The organism is Terrabacter carboxydivorans, from assembly GCF_039532035.1.
GTDB lineage: Bacteria > Actinomycetota > Actinomycetes > Actinomycetales > Dermatophilaceae > Terrabacter > Terrabacter carboxydivorans.
Genome location: NZ_BAAARE010000017.1, coordinates 1 through 21,097, shown reverse-complemented (window position 1 = coordinate 21,097; position 21,097 = coordinate 1). Strand labels below are relative to the sequence as shown.

Here is a 21,097-nt window from a genome sequence, read left to right as displayed (position 1 = left end):
TCGGGACATGAGACCTGCCGAGTTCCGGGCCGTCGTGCGGCTGCTGCCCGTCTTCGTCGTCGTCGCCGAGGTCGGCCAGGTGACGACGGCGGCGGCGGTGCTCGGCACGCCGCAGCCCACCGTCAGCCGGGCCCTCGCGCGGCTCGGCGAGCTCCTCGGCACACCCGTCGTCGAGCGCGAAGGGCGCGGCATCGCGCTGACGGCGGCGGGCCGGGCCCTGCTGCCCTTCGCGCAGGAGGGCGTCGGTGCCCTCGAGCGCGGCGTCGATGTCGTGACCCGCTCGAGCGTCGTCGGACACGGCACCGTCGGGCTGTCGTTCCAGACCCTGCTCGGCGAGGCGGTCGTGCCCGCCCTGATCCGGCGCTTCCGCGACCGTTTCCCCGGCGTGCGGTTCGAGCTCGCGCAGGGCTCGCGGCAGAAGGCGCTCGAGGACTTCGAGGCCGGGCGCTGCACCGTCGCGCTCGTCGCCTCACCGCCGCAGCTGCCGGGTGCCTCGACGACCGTGCTCTACGACGAGCCACTCGTCGTCGCCGTCCACCGCTCGCACCCCGTCGCGGGTGCGGGCTCGGTGTCGGTCGAGCGGCTCGCCTCGGTGGCCCGCGACGAGCTCATCGTGCTCAAGACCGGCTTCGGCCTGCGAGGGCGCGTCGAGGAGATCTATGCCGATGCCGGAGTGCCGTTGCGTGTCGGCTTCGAGGCCGAGGACGTCCACACCGCAAGGGGACTCGTCGGTGCCGGCCTCGGCGTGGCCATCCTGCCCGCCTTCACCCCGGAGGGCGACGTGGTGCCGGTCGGGCTCGACCACCCGCAGGCGCTGCGGACGATCGGGGCGGTCGTGCGCCACCCCGCCCACGACCCCACGGTCGCGGCGTTCGAGGAGTTCGTGACGCGCTCGGGCCGGTCGGTCGCGCTGACCGCGCTCAGCCGGCCATCGTGATGACGAGGGCGATGAGTCCACCGACGAGCAGTGCGGCGCCGGCGATGCCCGCGATGACAAGGCCTAGGCGCGTGTCACGGCCCTTGCGGCTGGTGCCGTCCATGAGTCCCGACCCGAGGTGCTCGACCTGATCGACGGGCTCGACCTGCTCGACCTGATCGACGGCCTCGACCTGCTCGATGCGGTCCGGGTGTCCGGTCGGTCCTGCGGTCATGGGGGCTCCATCGGTCGGGTCCTGCGGATCACGGTGCCTGGGCACGGCAAACGAGCCTATCGCCGCAGGGGTCACGCAGGGCGGACGGTGGCCCGGCCGGGCTCCGTGTCGCGTCTCAGGCCGGGGTGTCCTCGACGAGATCGGTCCCCAGGTCCGTCCCGGTGTCAGCGCGTGCTTCCCCGTACGCCTCGTGCAGGGCCCGGGCCGCCCAGACGGGGCCGCCGTCGAGGCGCGTCGCGTGACACAGGGCGGCGACCTCGTCGGTGGCGCCCCCGGCCGCGAGGTGGACCGCCGTCGACCTCGCCACGCGGCGCAGCGCCGGGGCGTGGGCCGCGAAGGCGGTGGCGCGGTGCGCGGCCACGACGACGGCCTCGGGCCTGAGGGTGCGGGCAGCCACGGCCAGCTCGGCCGTGGGGGTGTTGGCGCCGAGGTAGCTGGTGCGCCACCCGAGTCGTGACAGCACGATCGCGGTGGCCATGAGTCCGAACTCGTGACGCTCGCCCGGCATGCACGCGAGCACCGCCAACGGCCCGTGGGGGCTCTCGTCGGCGCCCATGAGGACGGACAGGCGGGACCGCAGGACGTTGCTCGCGAAGTGCTCCTGGGCCACGCCGATCGACCCGGCGGACCATCGTTCCCCGACCTCGTGGAGGTAGGGGAGCACGACGAGCGAAAGGGCGTCCTCGACGCCGAGCTGCTCGAAGACCCGGCTGAGCACGCGGTGGCCGCCGGCCTCGTCGAACGACTCGAGCGTGTGCTCGAGGGCGTCCCGCCACTCCTCGGGTGCCGGGACCGGTGACGTCGTCATGGTCGGCTCCTCTCCGCGGGTCGGGGACCGTGAAGGTCCCGGGTCAGAACTGACGCGTCGTACCCGTTGGCGCCGCCCAGCCCACCGTCCAGCCCACCGTCGTGACCGAATCGTGCCCTGCCGGGCTAAGTCGGTTGGCGAGCCGACGCCCGCGGCACAGGATGAGGTATGCCGTCCGCCGCGCCCTCGCGCACCGCCGTCCTGCTCGAGGTGGCCTGCGACGAGTCGGGCTCGGAGGGCGAGAAGCTGGTGCGCGGCAGCACCGACACGTTCGCCCACGCGAGCGTCGACGTCACGACCGACACCGCCCTGGCCACGGTCGAGCGCGTGCGGGTCGAGGCGCGTTCGCCCGCGACGGAGGTCAAGGCGAGCGTCGTCCTGCGACCGCAGAACCGGCGGCTTCTCGAGTGGCTGCTCGGTGACGACGGGCCGCTCCTGGGCCACGCCCACGTGCACCTCACCGACAAGGCGCTGCACCTCACCGGGCGGCTCGTGTCTCTGCTGGGTGGTGGTGGGGACGGTTTCGGCGGGGTTGCCACCGGGTCGGCCCGGGACCTCGCACGCCGGGTGCGGCTGCTGCACCTGGCGGCCACGCGAGGTCTGGGCGCTGCCGGCTGGGAGGCGGTCCTGGCCGACTTCAACGACGTCGTGCGCGCCCGTTCGCTCGACGACGCGGCCCTGAGCGCGTCGGCGTTGCGTCGCGGTCTGGGCGAGCTGGCCGACCGGCCCGGTCTGCCCGCGGACTCGGTCGAGCTCGTGCGATCCGTGCTCGCAGGCGTGCCCGGCGAGCCGGAGGGCCTGCTCGCCTTCGTGGCGCGGGGGCGAGGGGCGCTCGACCCGATCGTGCCCGCGCTCGCCGAGGTCCTACGGCACTGGGGCGGCTCGGGCCGGCCGCTGTGGGTGGTCCACGACGTGCAGGCGACCCTCACCGATGCCGCCATCCGCACCGCTGTCGGGTCGAGCGCCGACGGGTGGTCGGACGCGCTCGAGGGCATCAGCTTCGTCGACTCGCAGGACGACCCTCGCGTGCAGCTCGCAGACTTCCTGGCCGGTGCCGCACGGCGGATTGCCGCGCACGTCCTTGCGGGACAAGCAGATCCGGCGCTCGTCGAGCTGATCTCGCCCTACGTCAGCCCGCGCTCGACGTGGCTCGACCTCGGGGAGGAGCGTGACGGCATACGCCTCGTCGGGCAGCCGGCCGGCGCGTGACCCGCGGGCGGGCGGGGCGGCCCGGCTCGTCGTCGGTGTCGACGTCAGCTGCGGGGGTCGTGCGGGGTGACGTCGACGATCTCGACGTCGACCACGACGTCGCGGGCGAGGCCGTCCCGCGGGGGTCCGAGCACGTCGGTGAGGGTGTCGAGCGTGAGGCGGCGGGCGTGGTCGGCGACGGCGTGCAGGTCGACGTCGTAGGCGGCGACGAGCGAGATGCGGGCGCCCCGGCACCGCAGGCTCCCCGAGGGCCCGTCGTCGACGAGCAGCTCCACGCTGCTCGGCTGGCAGCGGGGCACGGCGGTCAGCGACCGGCGCAGGGCGTCGACGACGACGAGGTCGCTGACGAGGAGCTCGTCGCTCCGGGCGTCCGGGTCGGCTGCTCCGGCACGGTCCGCGCCGGCCGTCGTCGGCCAGGCCGCGTCGATCTCGACGCTGCGACGGGCGGCCGACCGCACGGCGCCGGTCACGCGCTGCGCGACGTCGAACCAGCCGGGAGCTGCTTCGGACCGCATCTCGTCCGCGCCGCGGCGCAGCAGACGCTCGGCCCGACGGAGCTCGTCCGGCGTCGGGCTCGCGGCAGCCTCACCCTCGTGCGGCGTTCCGTTCACCGCCATCTCGCCATCCTCTCGGTCAGGTTGCGTCGCGCGCGGAAGATCGTCCCGCGAACCGAGTCGGGCGTCATCTCGAGGACCGAGGCGACCTCGGCCTGGCTCAGTCCCTCGACCTCGATCAGGACCCAGCAGGCGCGCTGGTTGTAGGGCAGCTCGTCGAGGGCGGCCTCCAGGGCCTGGACGAGCTCGCGCTCGCGGGCGTGGTCGTCAGGTCCGGCGTCCTCCGACGGCACCGGCTCGAGCAGCTGGTCGTCGATGGGCACCGCGCGCCGTCTGCGGCTGGTGTCGGCGACCTTACGCGCCGCGATGGCGAAGAGCCACGTCTTGACGCTGGCGCGACCGTCCCACCGGGCCAGTCCGCGCCACGCGGCGACGAACGTCTCCTGGACGACGTCCTCGGCGTCGGCGGGGGTCTGGCAGGTGCGCAGGGCGTAGCGGTGCAGCGCCGGACCGTGGCGGTGGAGCAGCACCTCGAAGGCGAGGCGGTCGCCCAGGGCGGCGTCGCGAGCCAGGCTCGCGTCACTGCGCTCGACCTCCTCGCGCATCTGCTCGCCCTCCCCGTGTCGCCGCAGCCCTCGAGGCACGGTGCCCAGAGGTCGTACCCGGTTCGTGGCGCCGGCCGAATCGGATGCTCGCCGGCCGTTGGTCGCCGATGTGACTCAGGTCACAGGTCCGGCGGCGTGCGGTTCCGGGATCTCGGCGCGACTACACCTCTGACAGACCGAACGAGACGAAAGGCATCCAGCCATGGCTGACACGAACGCCACCAAGGTCCAGACCACCCAGACCGGCCAGGCCACCCAGGCCGGCTCCTCGAGCCAGCAGGGTCGCACGATCATCTCCGACACCGTCGTGTCCAAGATCGCGGGCATCGCCACGCGCGAGGTCTCCGGCGTGCACGACCTCGGTGGCGGCGCGGCTCGTGCCGTGGGCGCGCTCCGTGAGCGCATCCCCGGCGGCCGCGTCAACCAGAGTCAGGGCGTCGGCGTCGAGGTCGGCGAGACCCAGGCAGCCGTCGACATCGACATCGTCGCCGAGTACGGCGTGGCCATCGCCGACCTCGCGGCCGACATCCGCCGCAACGTCATCTCCTCGGTGGAGCGCATGACCGGCCTCGACGTCGTCGAGGTCAACGTCACGGTCCACGACGTCTACCTCGACGAGGGCGACGACGCACCCGCCGAGGCACCGCGGGTGCAGTGACCGCCATGGATGGTGGACCGGTCGTCGAGCCCGCGGGCCCGACCCCGCCCGACGAGACGGACGAGCTCGACCGTCTGCAGTCGGCCGTCCTCGCCGTGCCGGGAGTGACCGGGCTGCACGGCGGACCGTACGGCGCGCTCGCCACCTACCTCCCCGGTCGTCGCGTCGTCGGCATCCGACGGCGTGACGACCACACGGAGATCCACGTCACCGTGGGGACGGCGCTGCCGGTGCGACACGTCGCCGACGACGTCCGCCGGGCCGTGCGTGCCGTCGTGGACCTACCCGTGCGCGTCACGGTCGAGGACGTCACCGCCTGAACGCGGCCGCTCGTGCGGCCCGCCGGACGCCCCGGCCACCCCAACCCCCTGATCGAACCCGTACGACCTGGAGATGAGACACATGACCACTTCGACCGTCGGCCTCCTCGCCGGCCTCCTGCTCGGAGTCGCCGGCGCTGCAGGCGGATTCACCGGCTTCCTGCTCGCCCTCGTGCTGGGCGGCGTCGGGTTCGCCCTCGGCGGCCAGCGTGACGGCGAGCTCGACCTCGGCCGCCTGCTGCGCGGACGCGGACGTGAATGAGGCCGTCGCCCCCGACGCCGTCGTGACCGACCCGGGCGAGCGGGGGGCCCTGCACCTGCGTGACCGTGCCGTGGAGCGCATCGTCGAGGCGGCCGTGCTCGAGGTGGACGGCGTGCTCCGCCACGCCGAGACCCTCGACCGCGTCACCGGACGACAGCTGCCTCGCATCGAGGTCGTCGTCGCCGGCACCCGGGTCAGGGCCTCCGTCGAGGTGGCCACCCGCTGGCCGACCTCGCTGGCCGACCTCACCGCCCGCACGCGGGAGAACGTGACCGGCGCCCTCGAGCGCCTGGCCGGCCTCACCGTCGACGCCGTCGACGTCCACGTCGCCCACCTCAGCACCGACACCCCCGAAAGGAGGCGGGTCCAGTGACCCAGGCGCAGCACGAACCCCACGCACCGTCGTCCGGGCTCGCCCCGTCGACCGCGCCGACACCCTCGGGCGCACCGGCACCCACCGGTGCCGCGCCCGCGTCCACGTGGGCCGTCGTGCTCGGACTCCTCGTCGCCGCAGCCGGAGTGCTCCTGCTGCGTGACGCCGCCGTCGCCGCAGGACTACTCGGCGGCAGCCCCCTGACGACGCCGCTTGTCGACAGGCTCCGCAGCGTCCGCGCCCAGGCGTGGTTCGTAGCCGCCGGAATCGTCGTGGCCCTGGTCGGGCTCTGGCTCGTCGCGGCCGCGCTGCGCCGCCGACCGCGCCGGGACCTGCCCGTCGGCGACTCGTCACTGGTGTGGCTCACGCCGTCGGCCGTCGCCGCGATCGCTCGCACGAGCGCTGCTGGTGTCGACGGGGTCGTCGAGGCACGAGCGACCGCAGGCCGCCGCGCCGTGCGGGTCACCGCACGCACGACCACCCACGACTCCGACGTCACGTCCCGGATCACGACCGCGGTCGAGCAGTCGCTGCGCGGGCTCTCGCCGGTCCCCAGGGTCCGCGTGACCACCCGAGCGATGGGAGACGTCTCATGACCCGCCGCACCCTCGCCGTCGACCGCGTCCTCGTCCTGGTCACCGGACTCGTCCTCGTCGCCGCCGGCGCCGGGGCCGCCCTCTGGCAGCTGCGTTGGCTCGCAGGCACTCCCGACCGGCTGGTCCTCGACCCTGCCGTCGCCGACGCACCCCGGCAGGGCTGGTGGACCGTCGCGCTCGTGCTCGTCGGCCTGTTCCTGCTCGGCCTCGCGCTCTGGTGGCTGCTCTCGCACCTCACGCGGTCGCGACCCACCCGGATGGGCCTCGCGGGCAGCTCCGCCGAGGGTCGGCTCGGCTACGACGTCTCCGCCGTCGCCGACGCGGCAGCCCGCTCGCTCGCCGCCCGGCCCGACGTCACCAGCGTGCGGTCGTCCACGGCCTACGCCGGCGGTAAGCCGCTCGTCGAGCTCAAGGCAACGACGTCCTCCCGGGCCGACGTCACGAGCATCGAGAGCGCCGTCGCCGACGTCGCCCGTGAGCTCGCCACCGCCACCGACGACACCGTGCGCCTGCGGGTCCGAGTCGTCGTCGGACGCCGCGCCCCGGCACCCCGCCGGGTCGCCTGAACCCCACGGATCCCGGCCGCCCACCCCGGCCGTCATCACGAGAGAAGGAATGCACCATGGATATCGCTGACAAGGCCAAGAACGCCGCCCAGGACCTCGCCGGCAAGGCGAAGGAAGCCATCGGCGACGCGACCGACAACGAGCGCCTCGAGGCCGAGGGCCGCAAGGACCAGACGGAGGCCGCCGCCCGCAAGGCCGGCGAGAACGTCAAGGACGCCTTCAAGAAGTGACCTGACGGTCACGTCGTCCAGACGCACGCATGCCGCCGGGCCGGGCCCGGCGGCATACGTGCGTTCGCGTCTCGCTCGGCGAGGTCAGCGGAAGAGGTCGAGCTTCCCGTGCTTCTCGGCCAGCAGGTAGTAGACGGTGACGCGGTTCTTCGTGCGGTCGCCCTTGAGCGTCTGACCGACCTCGGCCAGCGACGCGTCGAGCTCGGCGTCGGAGCCGGTGAGGCCGAGCTTCTTCTTCATGAAACCGTCACGCACGCGGTCGGTCTCGCTCTTGTCGCTGAACGACACGAGTGACGAGTCGCGCTTCTGCAGTGCGATGCCGCAGTGCCGGACGATGCCCTTGATCGCTGCGTCGTCGGCGTCGGGGGAGTACTTCTTGACGTCTGCTGCCCAGTCTTCTGCCATGTGCCGTGCCCCTCTTCGTTGATTGGCTGGAACACGAGCGACGCTAAACCCGCACGGCGCCCCTGAGAAGGGGTGCCGTGCAAAGTTCAGCGACTGCACAGGTGACCGAGGGCCGGCGTCGCGAGGTCAGGAGGGGGTGCCGTCCAGCGGGAGAACGCCCGGCCCCGAGGCGACGAGGGCGTCGCCGAGAGCCGTCCGCCAGTAGAGCACCTCGCGCCCGGAGCGCCGCCGCAGCACGGTCCCCGACGCGAGCAGGACCTTGAGGTGGTCACCGACCGAGCCCAACGGCATACCCGTGCGGGCGACGAGGGCGCTCGTGCTCGACGGCCCGTCGAGGGTCCGCAGCAGCAGCGCGCGGGCGCTGCCGACGAGACGGTCGAGGCCGTCGTCCGCCTGGCCGTCGACCTCGGCGAGCGCCCCGGTGACGGGGTAGTAGATCGCGTAGCGCCTCGGCAGGTGCCAACCGACCCAGGTGGCCGTGCCGTGGGCGGGGACGAAGTAGAGGTCGGCGTCGTCGTCGAGCACGCGTGAGGGCAGGTCGAAGCGGTTGATCCTCAGCTGGCCGTCGCCGAGCCACTCCCGGTCGCGCCCGAGGTCGCGCAGCACGGCCGCCCAGCCGTGGGTCGCGAGTCTCGCTGTGCGAGAGACGATGTCGGCGCGCAGGATCCGTTCGCGACGGGCCCAGTCGGTGGCGAGGGCATGGGTCCAGACCCACTCGAGCAGCTGCGCCGCGTGCTCCGCGATGCCGGGCCGGCCGAGGCTGCGGGGCAGGGTCGCCTCGGGTGTGCTCTCCCGGAGGCAGGCGCGAACGTGCCTGTCTCCCAATGCTCGCACGTCCTCGATCTCCTGGGCGAAGGTGCGTCCCGGACCGTCGGGTGGCAGGGCGAGCCAGTCGGAGATCCAGCCCGGACGCCAGCTGTGCTCGAGGACCGCGCGTCGCACCGGGTGCTCGGTGAGCATCGCCTCGAAGGACTCGCGGTGCGCCGCGGCGAAGGCGCGTCCGGCCGCGTCGCTCGGGCGCACGAGGTCGTTGAGGGCCGCGACCGTCTCGATGCGCGGGGACACGACGAAGCGGCTCCGCGCCAGCAGGTCGGCCGAGATCTGCCACGTCCCCATGTTTCGCCTCCGTCCGAAACGTTAGCGCAGCGGGTCTCGAGTGGGCAGGGTGGCCGGGTGCAGACCTACCGCCAGCTGTTCGCCATCCGCGAGTTCCGGGTCCTCTTCGTCGTCCAGTGCATCAACGTCGGGTCGTATGCCGTCGCGTCCCTCGCACTCGGCACCATCACCTTCGCCGCCACAGGGTCACCCGTCCTGACCGCGCTCGCGATGTTCGGCGCCCCGCTGCTGCGGCTCGTCGGCCAGACCCTCTTCGGCTCCGGTTCGGACCTCGTGCGGCCGCGCACGGCGCTCGTGGTCATCGCCGCCACGACGATGGTGACCGACCTGCTGCAGGCCCTGCCCGGGCTCGCCTGGGGCTGGCGCTTCGCGCTGCTCGCCGCCGCCCCGCTCATCACCTCGGCCCTCGGCGGCAGCATGATGGCGCTCGTTTCCGACATCCTGCCGCCCGACGGCTTCATCCTCGGCCGGGCGACGATGAACATCGCCGTCGGCGGCATGCAGATCGTCGGCTTCGGCATCGGCGGCCTGCTGCTCATCACCTTCTCGACGACGCAGCTCTTCCTCGGCGCGGGTGCGGCCCTGCTCGTCGCGGTGCTGCTGCTGCGCCTCGGCCTCTCGGACCACCCGCCGCGCCACGCGGGAGTCTCGCTCGTGGGCCGCACGCGCGAGGTGAACCGGGCGCTGCTCGGCTCGCGCGTCATCCGGCCGCTCTACCTGACGATGTGGGTCCCCAACGGCCTGATCGTCGGCTGCGAGGCGCTCTTCGTGCCCTTCGCGGGCGAGCGCGCGGGCTACCTCTTCGCCGTCACGGCCGCCGGGATGCTGCTCGGCGACGTCGTCGTCGGCCGGTTCCTGGCCGTCGGGGTGCGCGACCGCCTCATCGGCCCGCTGCGGCTGCTGCTCGCCGTGCCCTACCTGGCCTTCTTCCTCGTCCCGTCGCTCCCGTATGCCGCGTCGCTCGCCTTCGTGGCCTCCGTGGGCTACTCGGCGAGCCTGCCCCTGCAGGAGCGGTTGGTGTCGCACACGGACGGTGCGGCGCGCGGGCAGGTCTTCGGTCTGCAGGGCACCGGCCTCATGGTCGGCCAGGCGCTCGGAGCCCTGCTCGGTGGCGCGGTGGCGAGCGGCCTCGGGCTCGGTCCTGTTGCGGCTGCGCACGCGATGGGGGTCATGGCTCTCGCCTCCGTGGCGGTCTCCGTCGCGCTCACGCCCGGCCTGCGTCGTTCGCGGCCGGGGGTGGCGGTCCTCGACGGCGCCCCGGCCTGAGGGGGAGCGCCGGTGGGGCGGCGACGCTGAAGCGGGCCGCACGGCGTCGCACGTAGCGCGTGCCGAGGTCGGTCGGGGCCCCGGCGCGCGGCGCCGCGGCGGCGCGGTAGAACCACCGCTTGCCGAGCTCGACGAGCACGAGATAGGCCACGACCATGAGCACGAGCGCGGCGAAGAAGCCGCCGGGCAGGGGCGCGAAGCCGAGGGTCGCCGCCAACGGCGTCGCGGGCAGCACCGCGCCGACGAGCACGACGCCGAGGGCCGCGAGCGTCAGCGGCAGGCTCGGGTGGCTGCGGAAGAAGGGGACCGTGCGCGTGCGGATGGCGAAGATGACGAGCGTCTGGGTGGCGAGCGACTCGACGAACCAGCCCGACCGGAAGAGGTCAGGACCGGCGTGGAAGACCCACAGCATGACGCCGAAGGTGAGGAAGTCGAAGAGGGAGCTGAGCGGCCCGAAGAGGAGCATGAAGCGGCGGATGAAGGCGATGTCCCAGTGCGACGGCCGGCGCAGCTGGTCCGGGTCGACGTGGTCGGTCGGGATGGCGAGCTGGCCCGTGTCGTAGAGCAGGTTGTTGAGCAGGATCTGCGACGGGAGCATCGGCAGGAACGACAGGAAGAGCGACGCGCCCGCCGCCGAGGCCATGTTGCCGAAGTTGCTCGACGTGCCCATGAGGACGTACTTGAGCGTGTTGGCGAAGATGCGGCGGCCCTCGACCACCCCGTCGGCCAGGACGTCGAGGCTCTTCTCGAGCAGGATGACGTCGGCGGCGTCCTTGGCCACGTCGGTGCCGGAGTCGACGGAGATCCCCACGTCGGCGGCGTGCAGCGCGACCGCGTCGTTGACGCCGTCACCGAGGAAGGCGACGCCCCCGCCCCCGTGCCGGTGGGCCCGGACGATGCGCGCCTTGTGCTCGGGGCTGACGCGGGCGAAGACCGTCGTGGCCGTGACGGCGTCGATGAGGTGCTCGTCGTCGAGGGCGTCGAGGTCGCTCCCGGTGAGGACCGCGTCGCCCGGCAGTCCGAGGTCGCGGCACACCTTCGCCGCCACGACGGCGTTGTCGCCCGTCACGACCTTGACCCGGACGCCCAGCGAGGCCAGCCGTCCGAGGGCGGCCGCGGCGTCGGGCTTGGGCGGGTCGAGGAAGACGAGGAGTCCGCACAGCTGCAGGTCGTGCTCGTCGGCCGCTTCGGGGGCCCGCGCGACGCTGACGGGCCGGGTCGCTACGGCGACGACCCGGTTGCCGGCGGCGAACTCCGCGTCGAGGGCGGCGCGCGTCTCCGGCGCCACCTGCCGGCAGCGGTCGAGCACGGTCTCGGGGGCGCCCTTCGTGACGAGCAGCAGGGCGCCGGCGTCGTCGCGCACGACCACCGAGAGCATCCGTCGCTCGTGGTCGAAGGGCAGCACGCCGAGGACCTCGTGGGCGCTCAGCGACTCCCTGACGGCAGCCGTGGCCGGCGACTCCCACAGCGCCTGGTCCAGTGGGTTGGTGCCGACGGCCGCGCCGCCGCCGGCACCCGCAGGGGCGCTCTCGGTGCAGAGCAGGCCCCACCGCAGCACGTCCTCCGACCGTCGCCCGCCCACCGGCACCGCGCGGGCGTAGTCGACGCGGCCGGCGGTCAGGGTGCCGGTCTTGTCGGTGAAGAGCAGGTCGATGTCGCCGAGGTCCTCGATGCAGACGAGCCGCTTGACGAGGACCTTGCGCCGGCTCATCTGGCGCGACCCCGCGGCCAGGCTCGTCGAGACGACGGCGGGCAGCAGCTGCGGCGTGATGCCGACGGCGATCGCGAGGGAGAAGAGCAGTGCGTCGAGGAACGGCTTGTGCAGCAGCACGTTGATGACGAAGATCGAGCTCGTCAGGGCGCCGGCGACCTTGACGAGCAGCATCGAGAAGCGGCGTAGGCCGAGCTGGAACTCGGTGTCGAGCTGGTGGGTGCTGAGGCCGGTGGCGATGGCCCCGAACTCCGTCCGTGACCCCGTGGCCACGACGACACCGCGCCCGCTGCCGGCGTGCACCACGGTCCCCATGAGCGCACAGCCGGTGAGGTCGGCCAGCGTGGCCGTCCCGTCCACCGTGTCGGTGGTCTTCTCGACCGGCTGCGACTCGCCCGTCAGCACCGACTCGTCGCACTCGAGCCGCACGACGGACACGAGTCGGATGTCGGCCGGCACCACCTCGCCGAGACTGAGCTCCACGACGTCCCCGGGCACGAGCGAGGTCACGTCGACGCGCCCGAAGGACCCGTCGCGCAGGACCACGGCCTCGTGGCTGACCTGCGAGTGGAGCGAGGCCGCGGCCTGCTCGGCGCGGTACTCGTTGACGAAGCCGAGCCCGACCGACACGACGACGATGACGCCGATGATGACGGCGTCGCTCTTCTCCCCGACGAAGTAGGACGCCGTCGCGGCGACGAGGAGCAGCCCGAGCAGGGGCGAGTTCAGCTGGTGCCACAGGACCGTCAGCAGCCGGGCGTGGTGGGTGGCGACGGCGTTCGCGCCGAAGGTGACCCGCCTCCGGGCCACCTCGTCGGCCGAGAGCCCGGTGGTGAGAGCCGTGGTCGGGTCGCAGCCGAGCGACCGGAGCACCTCGGGGGCGTCCCGGGAGGCGGCGGCGCGGATCGACGCCGCCGCGTCGGTGGGTGCCAGGACCCGGGAGCTCACCTCCTCATGGTGCTCCTGCGACCCGTGCCGGGATCACGATCTGCGCCACATCGAGGCCGAGGTCACTCCAAGAAGTCACGCCAGGAGGTCACGCCAGGAGGTCACGTGACGAGGCCACGCCGCCGGGCGACGGCCGCGGCCTCGGTGCGACCGGAGGCGCCGAGCTTGGCGAGCAGGTTGGACACGTGGACGCTCACGGTCTTGGTGCTGATGTAGAGCTGCTTGCCGATCTGGCCGTTGGTCAGGCCCTGGGCGAGCAGGGCCAGCACCTCGAGCTCGCGCGGGGTGAGCTCGGCCGTCCCCGTGTCCTGTCGGTGGTCGACCGCGCCCGTCCGCACGTCGTCGAGCTCGGCGAGCAGCGGCTTGGCCTCGAGGCGCACGGCGACCGCGCGGGCCTGCTCGCCTACCTCGCGTGACGCGCCGACGTCGCCGGCTGCCCGTAGGGCGGCGGCCAGGCGGGCCTGCGACCGCGCGGTCTCGAAGACGTGCCCGTAGCGCTCGAAGGCCGTCACGCTCCGGCGCCAGGCCGCGACGAGGTCCTCGGCCGGAGGTGGGTCATCCAGCCCGGCGACGCGTTGCAGCCGCAGCACCTCCGCCTCCACGCGGGCGATCCACGCCCACGTCTCGCGGCTGGTGTCCTCGAGGGGCTCGGCGGCCGCGCGCTCGAACATCGGCCGGCTCGGCTTCTCCACCGCCGGACGCAGCTCGCCGATGCGGCGGGCACGGTCGGCGAGGTCGTCGACGAGGGCCACCGCACGGGCGCGGAGGGCGGCGTCGGCGTGGGGCACGAGCGCTGCCGCCTGTCCCGCGACGACAGCGGCGAGCCGTGCGACGGCGTGGTAGTCGCCCCAGGCGACGTCGAGCACGCGCACGGCCGCCTCGGCGAGGTCGAGCACCCCGGCGAGGTCACCGGCCTGACCAAGCACGTCGACCCCGGGCATGACCGTCAGCACGACGCAGAGCCCGTCGACGTGCCACCACTCCCGCAGCGCCGCGATGAGGTCGGGGTCCACGGGCTCCCCGCGCCCGGCCCGCACGGAGAGTGCGGCGGCCGTGAAGATCGTGCGTCCCGGCTGGGGCGCGGGTCGGCCTGCGAGGTCGAGTCGACGCGCCGCGCCGTCCCAGTCACCGAGCTCGTATGCCGTGAGGCCGCCGAGGAGCCGGCACTCCTGTCCCCAGGGGGCCCACTCGCGGTGCATCCGCCGGGCCACCTCGGCTCCTCGGTCGTAGAGGGCGAGCGACCCGGGCAGGTCGCCGCGGCGGTGGGCGAGCGAGGCCAGCTGGTGCAGGGCGCGCAGCAGGAGTGGGTCCTCGGCAGGGATGTCGGCGACGACCGAGCGCAGGTGCGCCTCGACCGACTGGAGGTCCTCCTGCGCCTCGAGCACCCGCGCCAGGATCGTGCGCACCTCGGCCAGCGCGACGCCCAGCCCGAGGCGCTCGGCGAGCAGCGACACCTCGTTGCCGACGACGGCCGCCTCGACGAACGATCCCGTGTCGACGAGGGCCTGCACGCGCGCGACGAGGACCCGGACGCGCCGCTCGTCGGCCTCCTCGCCGATGAGCGACAGCGCCTCGTCGGTCAGGGCGACGGAGTCGACGGGCAGGTCGAGCACGCGCGAGCGGATGACGAGGGCGGCGAGCAGGTCGGCGCGCGAGCCCGGGTCCTGGGCCGTGCCCGGGTGGTCGAGCCGGTCGCGCAGCAGGTCGATCGCGCGGATCGGCTCGCCGGCGACCATTGCCGCGCGCGACGCCCGCAGGGTCACCTCGTCGCGCTCGGGGTCGTCCTCGTCGAGCCAAGACAGAGCCCGCTCGAGGTGCAGCAGAGCCTCCTGCGGACCGCCGACGGCCATGGCGGACTCGGCCGCGGCACGGCTCGCCCGCACCGCCGTCGGCAGGTCGCCCACCGCGGCGGCGTGGCGGGCGAGCTCGGACGCGGGTGCGAGGTCCGGGCGCTCGGCCAGCACGGCGGCATACGCCCGGTGCAGGCGCAGTCGCTCGCCCGGGAGCAGCCCGTCGGCGACCGTCTCTCCGAGGAGGGCGTGGCGGAAGGTGTAGGCCGGTGGCCAGCGCGTCTCGAGCACGTGGTGCTCGACCGCGGCCGCCAGTGCCGCCTCGAGCGTCTCGTCCGGCAGGTCGAGGACCCTGGACAGCAGCTCGTGACCGATGAACTGGCCGCCCTTGAGGGCGATCGCCCGCAGCACGCGCTGCGCCGTGTCGTCGAGCTGCTCGACGCGGGCGCGCAGCACCCGGCTCAGGCCGCCGCTGAGGGACTGGCCGGCTGCGGCGCTCGCCACGAGCTCCTCGGCGAAGAAGGGGTTGCCCTCGGACCGTCGGGCGATCTCGGTGCTGGTCTCGGCGTCGGTGGGGGCTCCCTCGATGCCGGAGACGAGCTCTCGGACGGCGTCGTCGGGCAGCGGGGCGAGCTCGACGTGCTCGAGCCCCGCGATGCGCGCCCACACGGCGAGCGTGTCGTGCAGGGGGTGGCGGCGGAAGAGGTCGTCGGAGCGGTAGGTCACGACGAGGCCGACGGCGCGGGTGAAGCCGCGCGTCAGCAGGAGGGTGATGAGGTCGCGCGAGGAGTGGTCGGCCCAGTGGACGTCCTCGATGACGACGAGGGACGGCTGTGCGTCGCCCAGCGCCGACAGCAGCGCATGGACCGCCTCGGCGACCTGCCCGGGGTCGGTGGCGTGGCCGGCGGACCCGACGCTCTCGGGCTCGCTCGGCCGTCCCGGGAGCCGCCCGGGGAGGAGGTGCCCGAGGCTGGGGTGCGTGTCGAGCACGTGCTCGACGACGTCGGGGTGACCGGCGTCGATGGTGGCGACGAGCTCGACGAAGGGGAGGTAGGCCAGGCTCGCTCCGGCCAGCCCGACGCAGTGGCCGAGGGCGGTGAACCACCCCGCGTCGGTGGCGTCGCCGACGAGCTGTCCGACGAGCCGCGACTTGCCGATGCCCGCGTCGCCCGACAGCACGACGACGCCACCGGGCTGGGCGCCCGGTGAGGGGCGCAGCCCGATGGCGTCGGCGAGACGGGACAGGTCGGCGTCCCGGCCGATGAGGGGGCCCGTGCGCAGCGGCATACGCGGCATCATCGCGTACTCCACCGACAGCAGTGCGGCTGTCGGGGATGCGGCTCCCGGCGCCGCGGTCACCTGCGGCGACCCGTGCCGTTCTCCTCCCGGGTGTTGCGTGCCATCGTGCGGCGGATGACCTCCAGCGACGAGTCGCGCCGGGCGCGACGGCGCCGGGGGTAGCGGGACTCGATCTCGGCCTGGACGGCCCGGAGGTCGGTGTAGTGCTCGATCATGGTCGTTCCTCTGCTCGTGCCTTTCTGGACTCCTCCAGAGTCGGCGGCTGAGGTAGGGCCCCACATCGGGCGACCTCTCTATCCGTGCGGGCCAGCTACCTCAGATCGGATGGCGTATGCCGTCCGCCCCGGTCTGAGGTAGCCCACGGTGCCGCGTCAGGCGGGCGGGAAGGCGCGAACGATCCGTGCACGGACCGACGCGACGTCGAGGGCGGGCGGCGCTGCGGCGCGGGCCGGTCGCTCGGCCGTGACGAGCTGCACGAGGCGCTTGGACCACAGCACGTGGACGCCGCGGGTCTCGAACGCCCCACCGATGAGCGGCCAGTCGGCTGCCACGAAGCAGAGCACCCCCGTCACGGTGACGGTGTCGTCGTCGAGGGCGGCGCGGACGAGGTCGACCTGCTTGAGCACGCCGTCGACGAGCTTCGTGCAGTTCCGGCCGCCGACGACGAGCGTCTCGGTCCGAGGTCGGAAGAGGCCTCCCTCGACGCGCAGCGCCGGGCGACCCTTGTACTTCTTCGCGTCGACGACGAAGACGCCGTTGCGAGAGACGACGATGTGGTCGATGTTGGCCCGCGTCCTCGGGATGCGCCGGTCCTGGAGCACGGCGACGTCGTCCCCCTGCGAGCGAGTCCAGACGGCCGCCGACGAACTGCTCGCCCTGCGCGCCGGTGTCCCACGCGCGGGTGCTCTGCGGCTCCTCGGTGACGGCGAGCAGGAAGCCACCGATGCGCGGGAAGCGCTGGCGCACCCGCTGCTCGCGGGCGTCTCGTCGCCGCTCGAACTCGCGTCGCGCTGACGCGCCGGCCTGCCCGGTCTGCCCGGTCTGCCCCACGGGCTCGGCTGCCTCGATCGAGGGCGGTGGATCGGGAACGGCGGCCTCGGTCGCTGCAGCGTCCTCGCTCCCGACGGTGACGCCAGAGTCATCGACCGGAGGAGTCGTTGCGGCCGGGACGTCAAGGTCTGACGTCGCGGCAGAGGCCGCTGGGCACTCGAGGCAGCGCACCGTGCGGCGGGAGCGCTCGTAGACGGCACGAGTTCCGGCTGGGAGGTGGGCGCCGCACTCACGACAACGACCGGCATACCGAAGCCTCATGCGCTTGTCGTCGCCGGTCGCGACCTCCCCCGTGCTCACGCAGCCGAGGGTAGGTCGGGTCCCGGCGGCACGCAGGCCGACGCGAGAACCCGTGGACGCGGGAACGTCAGCCGAGCACGAGGGTCGCTGCGATGGTGAACATGACGAGGGCGATGGCCACGTCGAGCACGCGCCACGTCGCCGGGCGGGCGAAGAGAGGGGCGAGCAGCCGCGCACCGTAGCCGAGCGCCGTGAACCACGCGAGGCTCGCGAGCGCCGCGCCCGCGGCGAACCACCACCGCCCGTCGGGGCCGTGCTGGTTGGCGAGCGACCCGACGAGCAGCACCGTGTCGAGGTAGACGTGCGGGTTGAGCCAGGTCAGTGCGACGACGGTGGCCAGCACGCCGGTCCGGCTCACGGGCGTGCTGTCGGTCGCCAGGGCCTTGGGGTGCCGGGCGTTGCGCAGGCAGAGCAGGCCGTAGCCGACGAGGTAGGCCGCGCCGACCCAGCGCACGACCGTGAGCAGTCCCGGGTGCGCCGTGACCAGCCCTCCGACGCCGAGCACACCTGCGGCGACGAGGGACGCGTCGCTGAGCGCGCAGACGGCGACGACGAGCCCGACGTGCTGGCGCGCGAGGCCGGTGCGGAGCACGTAGGCGTTCTGTGCGCCGATGGCCACGATGAGGGAGGCCATGGTGAGGAAGCCGGGCAGCAGGGAGGTCACGTCCTCGACGTTACGGGCGGATCGGGCATCAGTGAAGCGAAGGTTTCTTCAGCATCATTAGCATGGCTTCATGCGGCTCCAGCCCGACCACCTCGCGACCCTGCTCGCCATCGTCGACACGGGCACCTTCGACGCGGCCGCGCGGCGGCTCCATGTCACGCCGTCGGCGGTGAGCCAGCGGGTCAAGGCGCTCGAGGCCGAGGTGGGCAGGGTCGTCGTCGTGCGCACGGCCCCCTGTCGCGCGACGCCGGCGGGCGAGGCGCTCGTGCGGCTGGCACGCCAGCAGAGCCTCCTCGAGTCCGAGGCGCTCGCCGACCTCGCCACCGGGCAGCAGGCCCGGGTGGACCTGCCGATCGTCGTCAACGCCGACTCGATGTCGACGTGGTTCGGTGCCGTCCTCGCCGAGGCGGCCTCGTGGGACGACGTCGTGCTGCGGGTCCGCGTGGAGGACCAGGACCACTCGGCACAGCTGCTGCGTTCGGGGGAGGTTCTCGGCGCCGTGACGTCCGACCCGACACCGGTCCAGGGCTGCTCGACGGAGCCGCTCGTCACGATGCGCTACCTCCCGGCCGCGACGCCACAGCTCCTCGAGCGCCATCGCCTGGGACGCGGGTTCGACTGGGCCGCAGCGCCACTCGTGTGCTTCAACGCCAAGGACGACATCCAGCGGCGCATCCTCGACCGGCACGGCGTGACCGCGGCCCCACCGACGCACGAGGTCCCCGACGGCGGCGGCTTCCTGACGGCCGTGCGCTCCGGCCTGGGCTGGGGCGCCTTGATGACGACGCAGCTCGCCGCCCTCCTCGAGAGCGGCGAGCTCGTGCGGCTCGGATCGCGCGACCACGTCGACGTCCAGCTCTACTGGCAGCGCTGGCGCCTGCCCTCGACGCAGCTCGACCGGTTGAGCGAGTCGCTCAGGACTGCGGCGGCGGCGGTGCCACGTGCGGGCGTGCGGCGTCCAGCAGCGCCCGCCACGCGGCATACCCCCCGATGACGTCGGTGGCGCGGTGGATCCCCAGCTCCTGCAAGGCCGCTGCCGCGAGACTGGACGTGTAGCCCTCCTGGCAGAGGACGACGACCTGCAGGTCGTGACTCGCGATCGGCAGGGACGCGTCGCTGGCGGGGTCGAGGCGCCACTCGAGCACGTTGCGCTCGATCGGCGTCGCGAACGGCAGCTCGCCCTCGGCCTCCCGTTGTGCGGCTGGGCGGATGTCGACGACGAACGCACCGTCCGCCCGCGCCGCCTCGGCCTCCTCGGGCGTGAGGCGGCGAAGGCGGCCGCGGGCGTCGGCGAGCATGTCGTCGATGGTGCGGGGCCGCGGTGGCGTCGTCACCAGTCGACTCCGACCTGGGCCTGCTCCTCGACCTCGAGCACGCCCTCGACGGCGCGGTAGTTCGTCATGGACGTCAGTCTGGGGGCATAGACGTGCAGGCTGACGGCGGGGTCCGAGCCCGCGTTCGTCACCCGGTGCAGGTGACGGCTGCCGAAGGTGCGCTGGTCGCCCGGCGTGAGCAGGACGCCCGGGCCGGTGACGCGTCGCACGCTGTCGAGGTCCATGGCGGACCTGTAGCCGGCGACCTCCTCGGTGAGCGCGCCCTGGAGCACGACGAACGAGCCGGCGCTGCCGCCGTGGTCGTGCCACGGCGTGCCCTGCCTGGGCAGCCAGGTGAGCAGCCACGCCTCGTGGTCGTGGTCGGCCAGCAGCCGTGCGTAGTAGCGGGTGATGGGGTCGAAGTCGACGAGGCCCTGCCAGAGGGTGCGCTGGCGGGACAGTCGCCGGGCGGTGTCGGCGAGGTCGACGGAGGTGCGCTGGGCGCCGCGGGACATGGTCGTGCCTTTCGGGGTCGGTGTGCGGGGTGGGCGGGGCGCTCGGGAGGGGCCGCGCTCAGCGCGCTGCGTCCGTCCCGAGCGGCCGACACCGCGCGCCAGCCCAGACATAACCATGCATTGCCATGATGTAAACGTTAACTTATGAATGTTGGCTGTCACAAGCGGGGTCGACCGTGGCGGGATCTCGGGGACATCTGACCGGATACCGGGCGGCGCGCTGTCGGCACCGACCCCTACGGTCTGGGGGTGACCGTCGACTCCCGCACCGCCTCCGAGACCCCGTCGGGTGCCCGGCGCGCCAACCTGCTCGTGCTCGCCGCCGTGGCCGTGACGCTCCTGCTCTGGGCCTCGGCCTTCGTGGCGATCCGTCACCTCGGGCGTGACGTCCCGCCCGGCGCGCTGTCGCTCGGACGCCTGCTCGTGGCGTCCGTCGCCCTGGGGGTGCTCGTCTTCCGCCGACCGCGCACGTGGCCGGCCAGGCGCGACTGGCCGCTGCTGCTGCTCTGCGGCGTCGGGTGGTTCGGCGTCTACAACCTCGCCCTCAACGAGGCCGAGCGACGCATCGACGCCGGCACGTCCGCCCTCATCGTGCAGATCGGGCCGATCATCGTGGCCCTGCTCGCCGCCGTGTTCCTCGGGGAGCGCATGAACCGCTGGCTCCTCATCGGCATGGCCGTCGGCTTCGCCGGTGTCGTCGTCATCGCCCGCGGGTTCTCCTCGGGCGACTCGGGCGACATGGTGGGGGTGTGGCTCGCCGTCCTCGCCGCGATCACGTATGCCGTGGGCGTCCTCGCGCAGAAGCCGCTCCTCGGGCGCCTCCCGGGTCCCGAGGTCACGTGGCTCGCCTGCATCATCGGCGCGGTGGTGTGCCTGCCGTGGAGCGGGGAGCTCGTGACGGTCGTGCGCGACAGTGATGCGAGCACGCTGTGGTGGATCGCCTACCTCGGCGTCTTCCCGACCGCGATCGCCTTCTCGACGTGGGCCTACGTGCTGGCGCGGACCGACGCCGGCAAGCTGACGCTGACGACGTTCCTCGTCCCCTTCATCGCGACCCTCATCGCCTGGGCGCTGCTGTCGGAGGTGCCGCCGCCGCTGACGTTCGCGGGTGGAGCGCTGTGCATCGCCGGCGTGCTGCTGACCCGGCGCAGGTCGCGGCTCTCTCCTGCGCCCGAGGATTGAGCAGATCGGATCTCGCTGTGCTGCAACGAGATCCAGTGTGTCTGGGTGTGGAAAACACCTTCTCAGACGATCGAACATGTGTTCTGCATATCTGCTTAGGTGAAGTCCGGTATGCCGGTTTCTGCTGGCTTGAGAAGGTCCTTGAGCGGGTGCGGGTCAGTGTCCACGGCTTGCTCGAGGAGTCGATAGAAGAGCAGGCCGCGGGA

The 21,097-nt window shown here is 73.3% G+C and carries 25 protein-coding genes; 12 read left to right on the top strand and 13 right to left on the bottom strand.

The window, feature by feature from the left end:
• Nucleotides 1–7: 7 nt before the first annotated feature.
• Nucleotides 8–937: a LysR family transcriptional regulator gene (locus ABD297_RS17510; RefSeq protein WP_344256344.1), complete on the top strand. Its 930-nt coding sequence runs from the start codon at nt 8–10 to the stop codon at nt 935–937.
• Here the strand turns inward: ABD297_RS17510 and ABD297_RS17505 are convergent.
• On the bottom strand, nt 921–1,151 hold the full coding sequence (locus ABD297_RS17505; protein ID WP_344256343.1) for a hypothetical protein: 231 nt from the start codon (nt 1,149–1,151) through the stop codon (nt 921–923). The two genes, ABD297_RS17510 and ABD297_RS17505, sit on opposite strands and share 17 nt — an antisense overlap.
• A 115-nt stretch (nt 1,152–1,266) precedes the next feature.
• Entirely contained in the window at nt 1,267–1,959 is a 693-nt protein-coding gene (locus ABD297_RS17500) for a cobalamin B12-binding domain-containing protein (RefSeq protein WP_344256342.1), read from the bottom strand.
• 168 nt (nt 1,960–2,127) lie between these two features.
• Between ABD297_RS17500 and ABD297_RS17495 the strand changes: the two genes are divergently transcribed.
• Entirely contained in the window at nt 2,128–3,168 is a 1,041-nt protein-coding gene (locus tag ABD297_RS17495; protein WP_344256341.1) for a DUF3800 domain-containing protein, read from the top strand.
• A 44-nt stretch (nt 3,169–3,212) separates the two neighbouring features.
• Here ABD297_RS17495 and ABD297_RS17490 read toward each other — a convergent pair whose 3' ends face one another.
• Together ABD297_RS17490 and ABD297_RS17485 are read right to left on the bottom strand one after the other, a co-directional pair.
• The gene (locus tag ABD297_RS17490) at nt 3,213–3,785 is read right to left on the bottom strand and encodes a hypothetical protein (protein WP_344256340.1); all 573 of its coding nucleotides are present in this window, start codon (nt 3,783–3,785) and stop codon (nt 3,213–3,215) included.
• Nucleotides 3,776–4,327, bottom strand: a complete 552-nt coding sequence (locus ABD297_RS17485; RefSeq protein WP_344256339.1) for an RNA polymerase sigma factor — start codon at nt 4,325–4,327, stop codon at nt 3,776–3,778. Before ABD297_RS17485 ends, ABD297_RS17490 begins: the two co-directional genes overlap by 10 nt.
• 202 nt (nt 4,328–4,529) lie before the next feature.
• On the opposite strand from ABD297_RS17485, the gene ABD297_RS17480 reads away from it, so the two are divergent.
• The 7 genes from ABD297_RS17480 (at nt 4,530) to ABD297_RS17450 (ending at nt 7,332) form a co-directional block, all read left to right on the top strand.
• The gene (locus ABD297_RS17480) at nt 4,530–4,985 is read left to right on the top strand and encodes an Asp23/Gls24 family envelope stress response protein (protein WP_344256338.1); all 456 of its coding nucleotides are present in this window, start codon (nt 4,530–4,532) and stop codon (nt 4,983–4,985) included.
• Nucleotides 4,986–4,990: 5 nt separating this feature from the next.
• Nucleotides 4,991–5,305: a hypothetical protein gene (locus tag ABD297_RS17475; protein WP_344256337.1), complete on the top strand. Its 315-nt coding sequence runs from the start codon at nt 4,991–4,993 to the stop codon at nt 5,303–5,305.
• A gap of 82 nt (nt 5,306–5,387) precedes the next feature.
• A complete protein-coding gene (locus tag ABD297_RS17470) occupies nt 5,388–5,567 on the top strand; it encodes a DUF2273 domain-containing protein (protein WP_344256336.1) in 180 nt (59 codons plus the stop codon).
• Nucleotides 5,560–5,940, top strand: coding sequence for an Asp23/Gls24 family envelope stress response protein (locus ABD297_RS17465; RefSeq protein ID WP_344256335.1), 381 nt, complete (start codon nt 5,560–5,562; stop codon nt 5,938–5,940). The genes ABD297_RS17470 and ABD297_RS17465 overlap by 8 nt, the downstream gene beginning before the upstream one ends.
• The gene (locus ABD297_RS17460; protein ID WP_344256334.1) at nt 5,937–6,536 is read left to right on the top strand and encodes a DUF6286 domain-containing protein; all 600 of its coding nucleotides are present in this window, start codon (nt 5,937–5,939) and stop codon (nt 6,534–6,536) included. The genes ABD297_RS17465 and ABD297_RS17460 overlap by 4 nt, the downstream gene beginning before the upstream one ends.
• Complete coding sequence (locus ABD297_RS17455; protein WP_344256333.1) at nt 6,533–7,102, top strand: hypothetical protein; 570 nt, start codon at nt 6,533–6,535, stop codon at nt 7,100–7,102. The genes ABD297_RS17460 and ABD297_RS17455 overlap by 4 nt, the downstream gene beginning before the upstream one ends.
• A 56-nt stretch (nt 7,103–7,158) precedes the next feature.
• Nucleotides 7,159–7,332: a CsbD family protein gene (locus ABD297_RS17450; protein ID WP_344256332.1), complete on the top strand. Its 174-nt coding sequence runs from the start codon at nt 7,159–7,161 to the stop codon at nt 7,330–7,332.
• An 84-nt stretch (nt 7,333–7,416) separates the two neighbouring features.
• Here the strand turns inward: ABD297_RS17450 and ABD297_RS17445 are convergent, their stop codons facing one another.
• Nucleotides 7,417–7,737: a DUF2853 family protein gene (locus ABD297_RS17445; RefSeq protein WP_147062756.1), complete on the bottom strand. Its 321-nt coding sequence runs from the start codon at nt 7,735–7,737 to the stop codon at nt 7,417–7,419.
• A gap of 126 nt (nt 7,738–7,863) precedes the next feature.
• On the bottom strand, nt 7,864–8,853 hold the full coding sequence (locus tag ABD297_RS17440) for an ArsR/SmtB family transcription factor (RefSeq protein ID WP_344256331.1): 990 nt from the start codon (nt 8,851–8,853) through the stop codon (nt 7,864–7,866).
• A 57-nt stretch (nt 8,854–8,910) separates the two neighbouring features.
• On the opposite strand from ABD297_RS17440, the gene ABD297_RS17435 reads away from it, so the two are divergent.
• Nucleotides 8,911–10,119, top strand: a complete 1,209-nt coding sequence (locus tag ABD297_RS17435; protein ID WP_344256330.1) for an MFS transporter — start codon at nt 8,911–8,913, stop codon at nt 10,117–10,119.
• On the opposite strand, the gene mgtA is transcribed toward ABD297_RS17435, so the two are convergent.
• The 5 genes from mgtA to ABD297_RS17410 form a co-directional block, all read right to left on the bottom strand.
• The gene (gene mgtA / locus ABD297_RS17430) at nt 10,058–12,778 is read right to left on the bottom strand and encodes a magnesium-translocating P-type ATPase (protein ID WP_344256329.1); all 2,721 of its coding nucleotides are present in this window, start codon (nt 12,776–12,778) and stop codon (nt 10,058–10,060) included. The two genes, ABD297_RS17435 and mgtA, sit on opposite strands and share 62 nt — an antisense overlap.
• A 101-nt stretch (nt 12,779–12,879) precedes the next feature.
• A complete protein-coding gene (locus ABD297_RS17425) occupies nt 12,880–15,927 on the bottom strand; it encodes a helix-turn-helix transcriptional regulator (protein WP_344256328.1) in 3,048 nt (1,015 codons plus the stop codon).
• Nucleotides 15,924–16,082 carry a hypothetical protein gene (locus ABD297_RS17420; protein ID WP_344256327.1) on the bottom strand — a complete coding sequence of 53 codons (159 nt, stop codon included), beginning with the start codon at nt 16,080–16,082 and terminating at the stop codon, nt 15,924–15,926. The genes ABD297_RS17425 and ABD297_RS17420 overlap by 4 nt, the downstream gene beginning before the upstream one ends.
• Nucleotides 16,083–16,238: 156 nt before the next feature.
• Nucleotides 16,239–16,688 (bottom strand): nuclease-related domain-containing protein, encoded by a 450-nt coding sequence (locus tag ABD297_RS17415; RefSeq protein WP_344256326.1) that lies wholly within the window; start codon nt 16,686–16,688, stop codon nt 16,239–16,241.
• Between the two features lie 596 nt (nt 16,689–17,284).
• Nucleotides 17,285–17,881, bottom strand: coding sequence for a LysE/ArgO family amino acid transporter (locus ABD297_RS17410; protein WP_344256325.1), 597 nt, complete (start codon nt 17,879–17,881; stop codon nt 17,285–17,287).
• A gap of 70 nt (nt 17,882–17,951) precedes the next feature.
• On the opposite strand from ABD297_RS17410, the gene ABD297_RS17405 reads away from it, so the two are divergent.
• Complete coding sequence (locus ABD297_RS17405) at nt 17,952–18,875, top strand: LysR family transcriptional regulator ArgP (RefSeq protein ID WP_344256324.1); 924 nt, start codon at nt 17,952–17,954, stop codon at nt 18,873–18,875.
• Here ABD297_RS17405 and ABD297_RS17400 read toward each other — a convergent pair.
• A complete protein-coding gene (locus ABD297_RS17400) occupies nt 18,796–19,215 on the bottom strand; it encodes a rhodanese-like domain-containing protein (protein WP_425581191.1) in 420 nt (139 codons plus the stop codon). The genes ABD297_RS17405 and ABD297_RS17400 overlap by 80 nt on opposite strands.
• Nucleotides 19,212–19,709, bottom strand: a complete 498-nt coding sequence (locus ABD297_RS17395; protein WP_344256323.1) for a cysteine dioxygenase — start codon at nt 19,707–19,709, stop codon at nt 19,212–19,214. The genes ABD297_RS17400 and ABD297_RS17395 overlap by 4 nt, the downstream gene beginning before the upstream one ends.
• A gap of 249 nt (nt 19,710–19,958) precedes the next feature.
• Between ABD297_RS17395 and ABD297_RS17390 the strand changes: the two genes are divergently transcribed.
• Entirely contained in the window at nt 19,959–20,891 is a 933-nt protein-coding gene (locus tag ABD297_RS17390) for a DMT family transporter (protein ID WP_344256322.1), read from the top strand.
• Nucleotides 20,892–21,097: the final 206 nt, after the last annotated feature.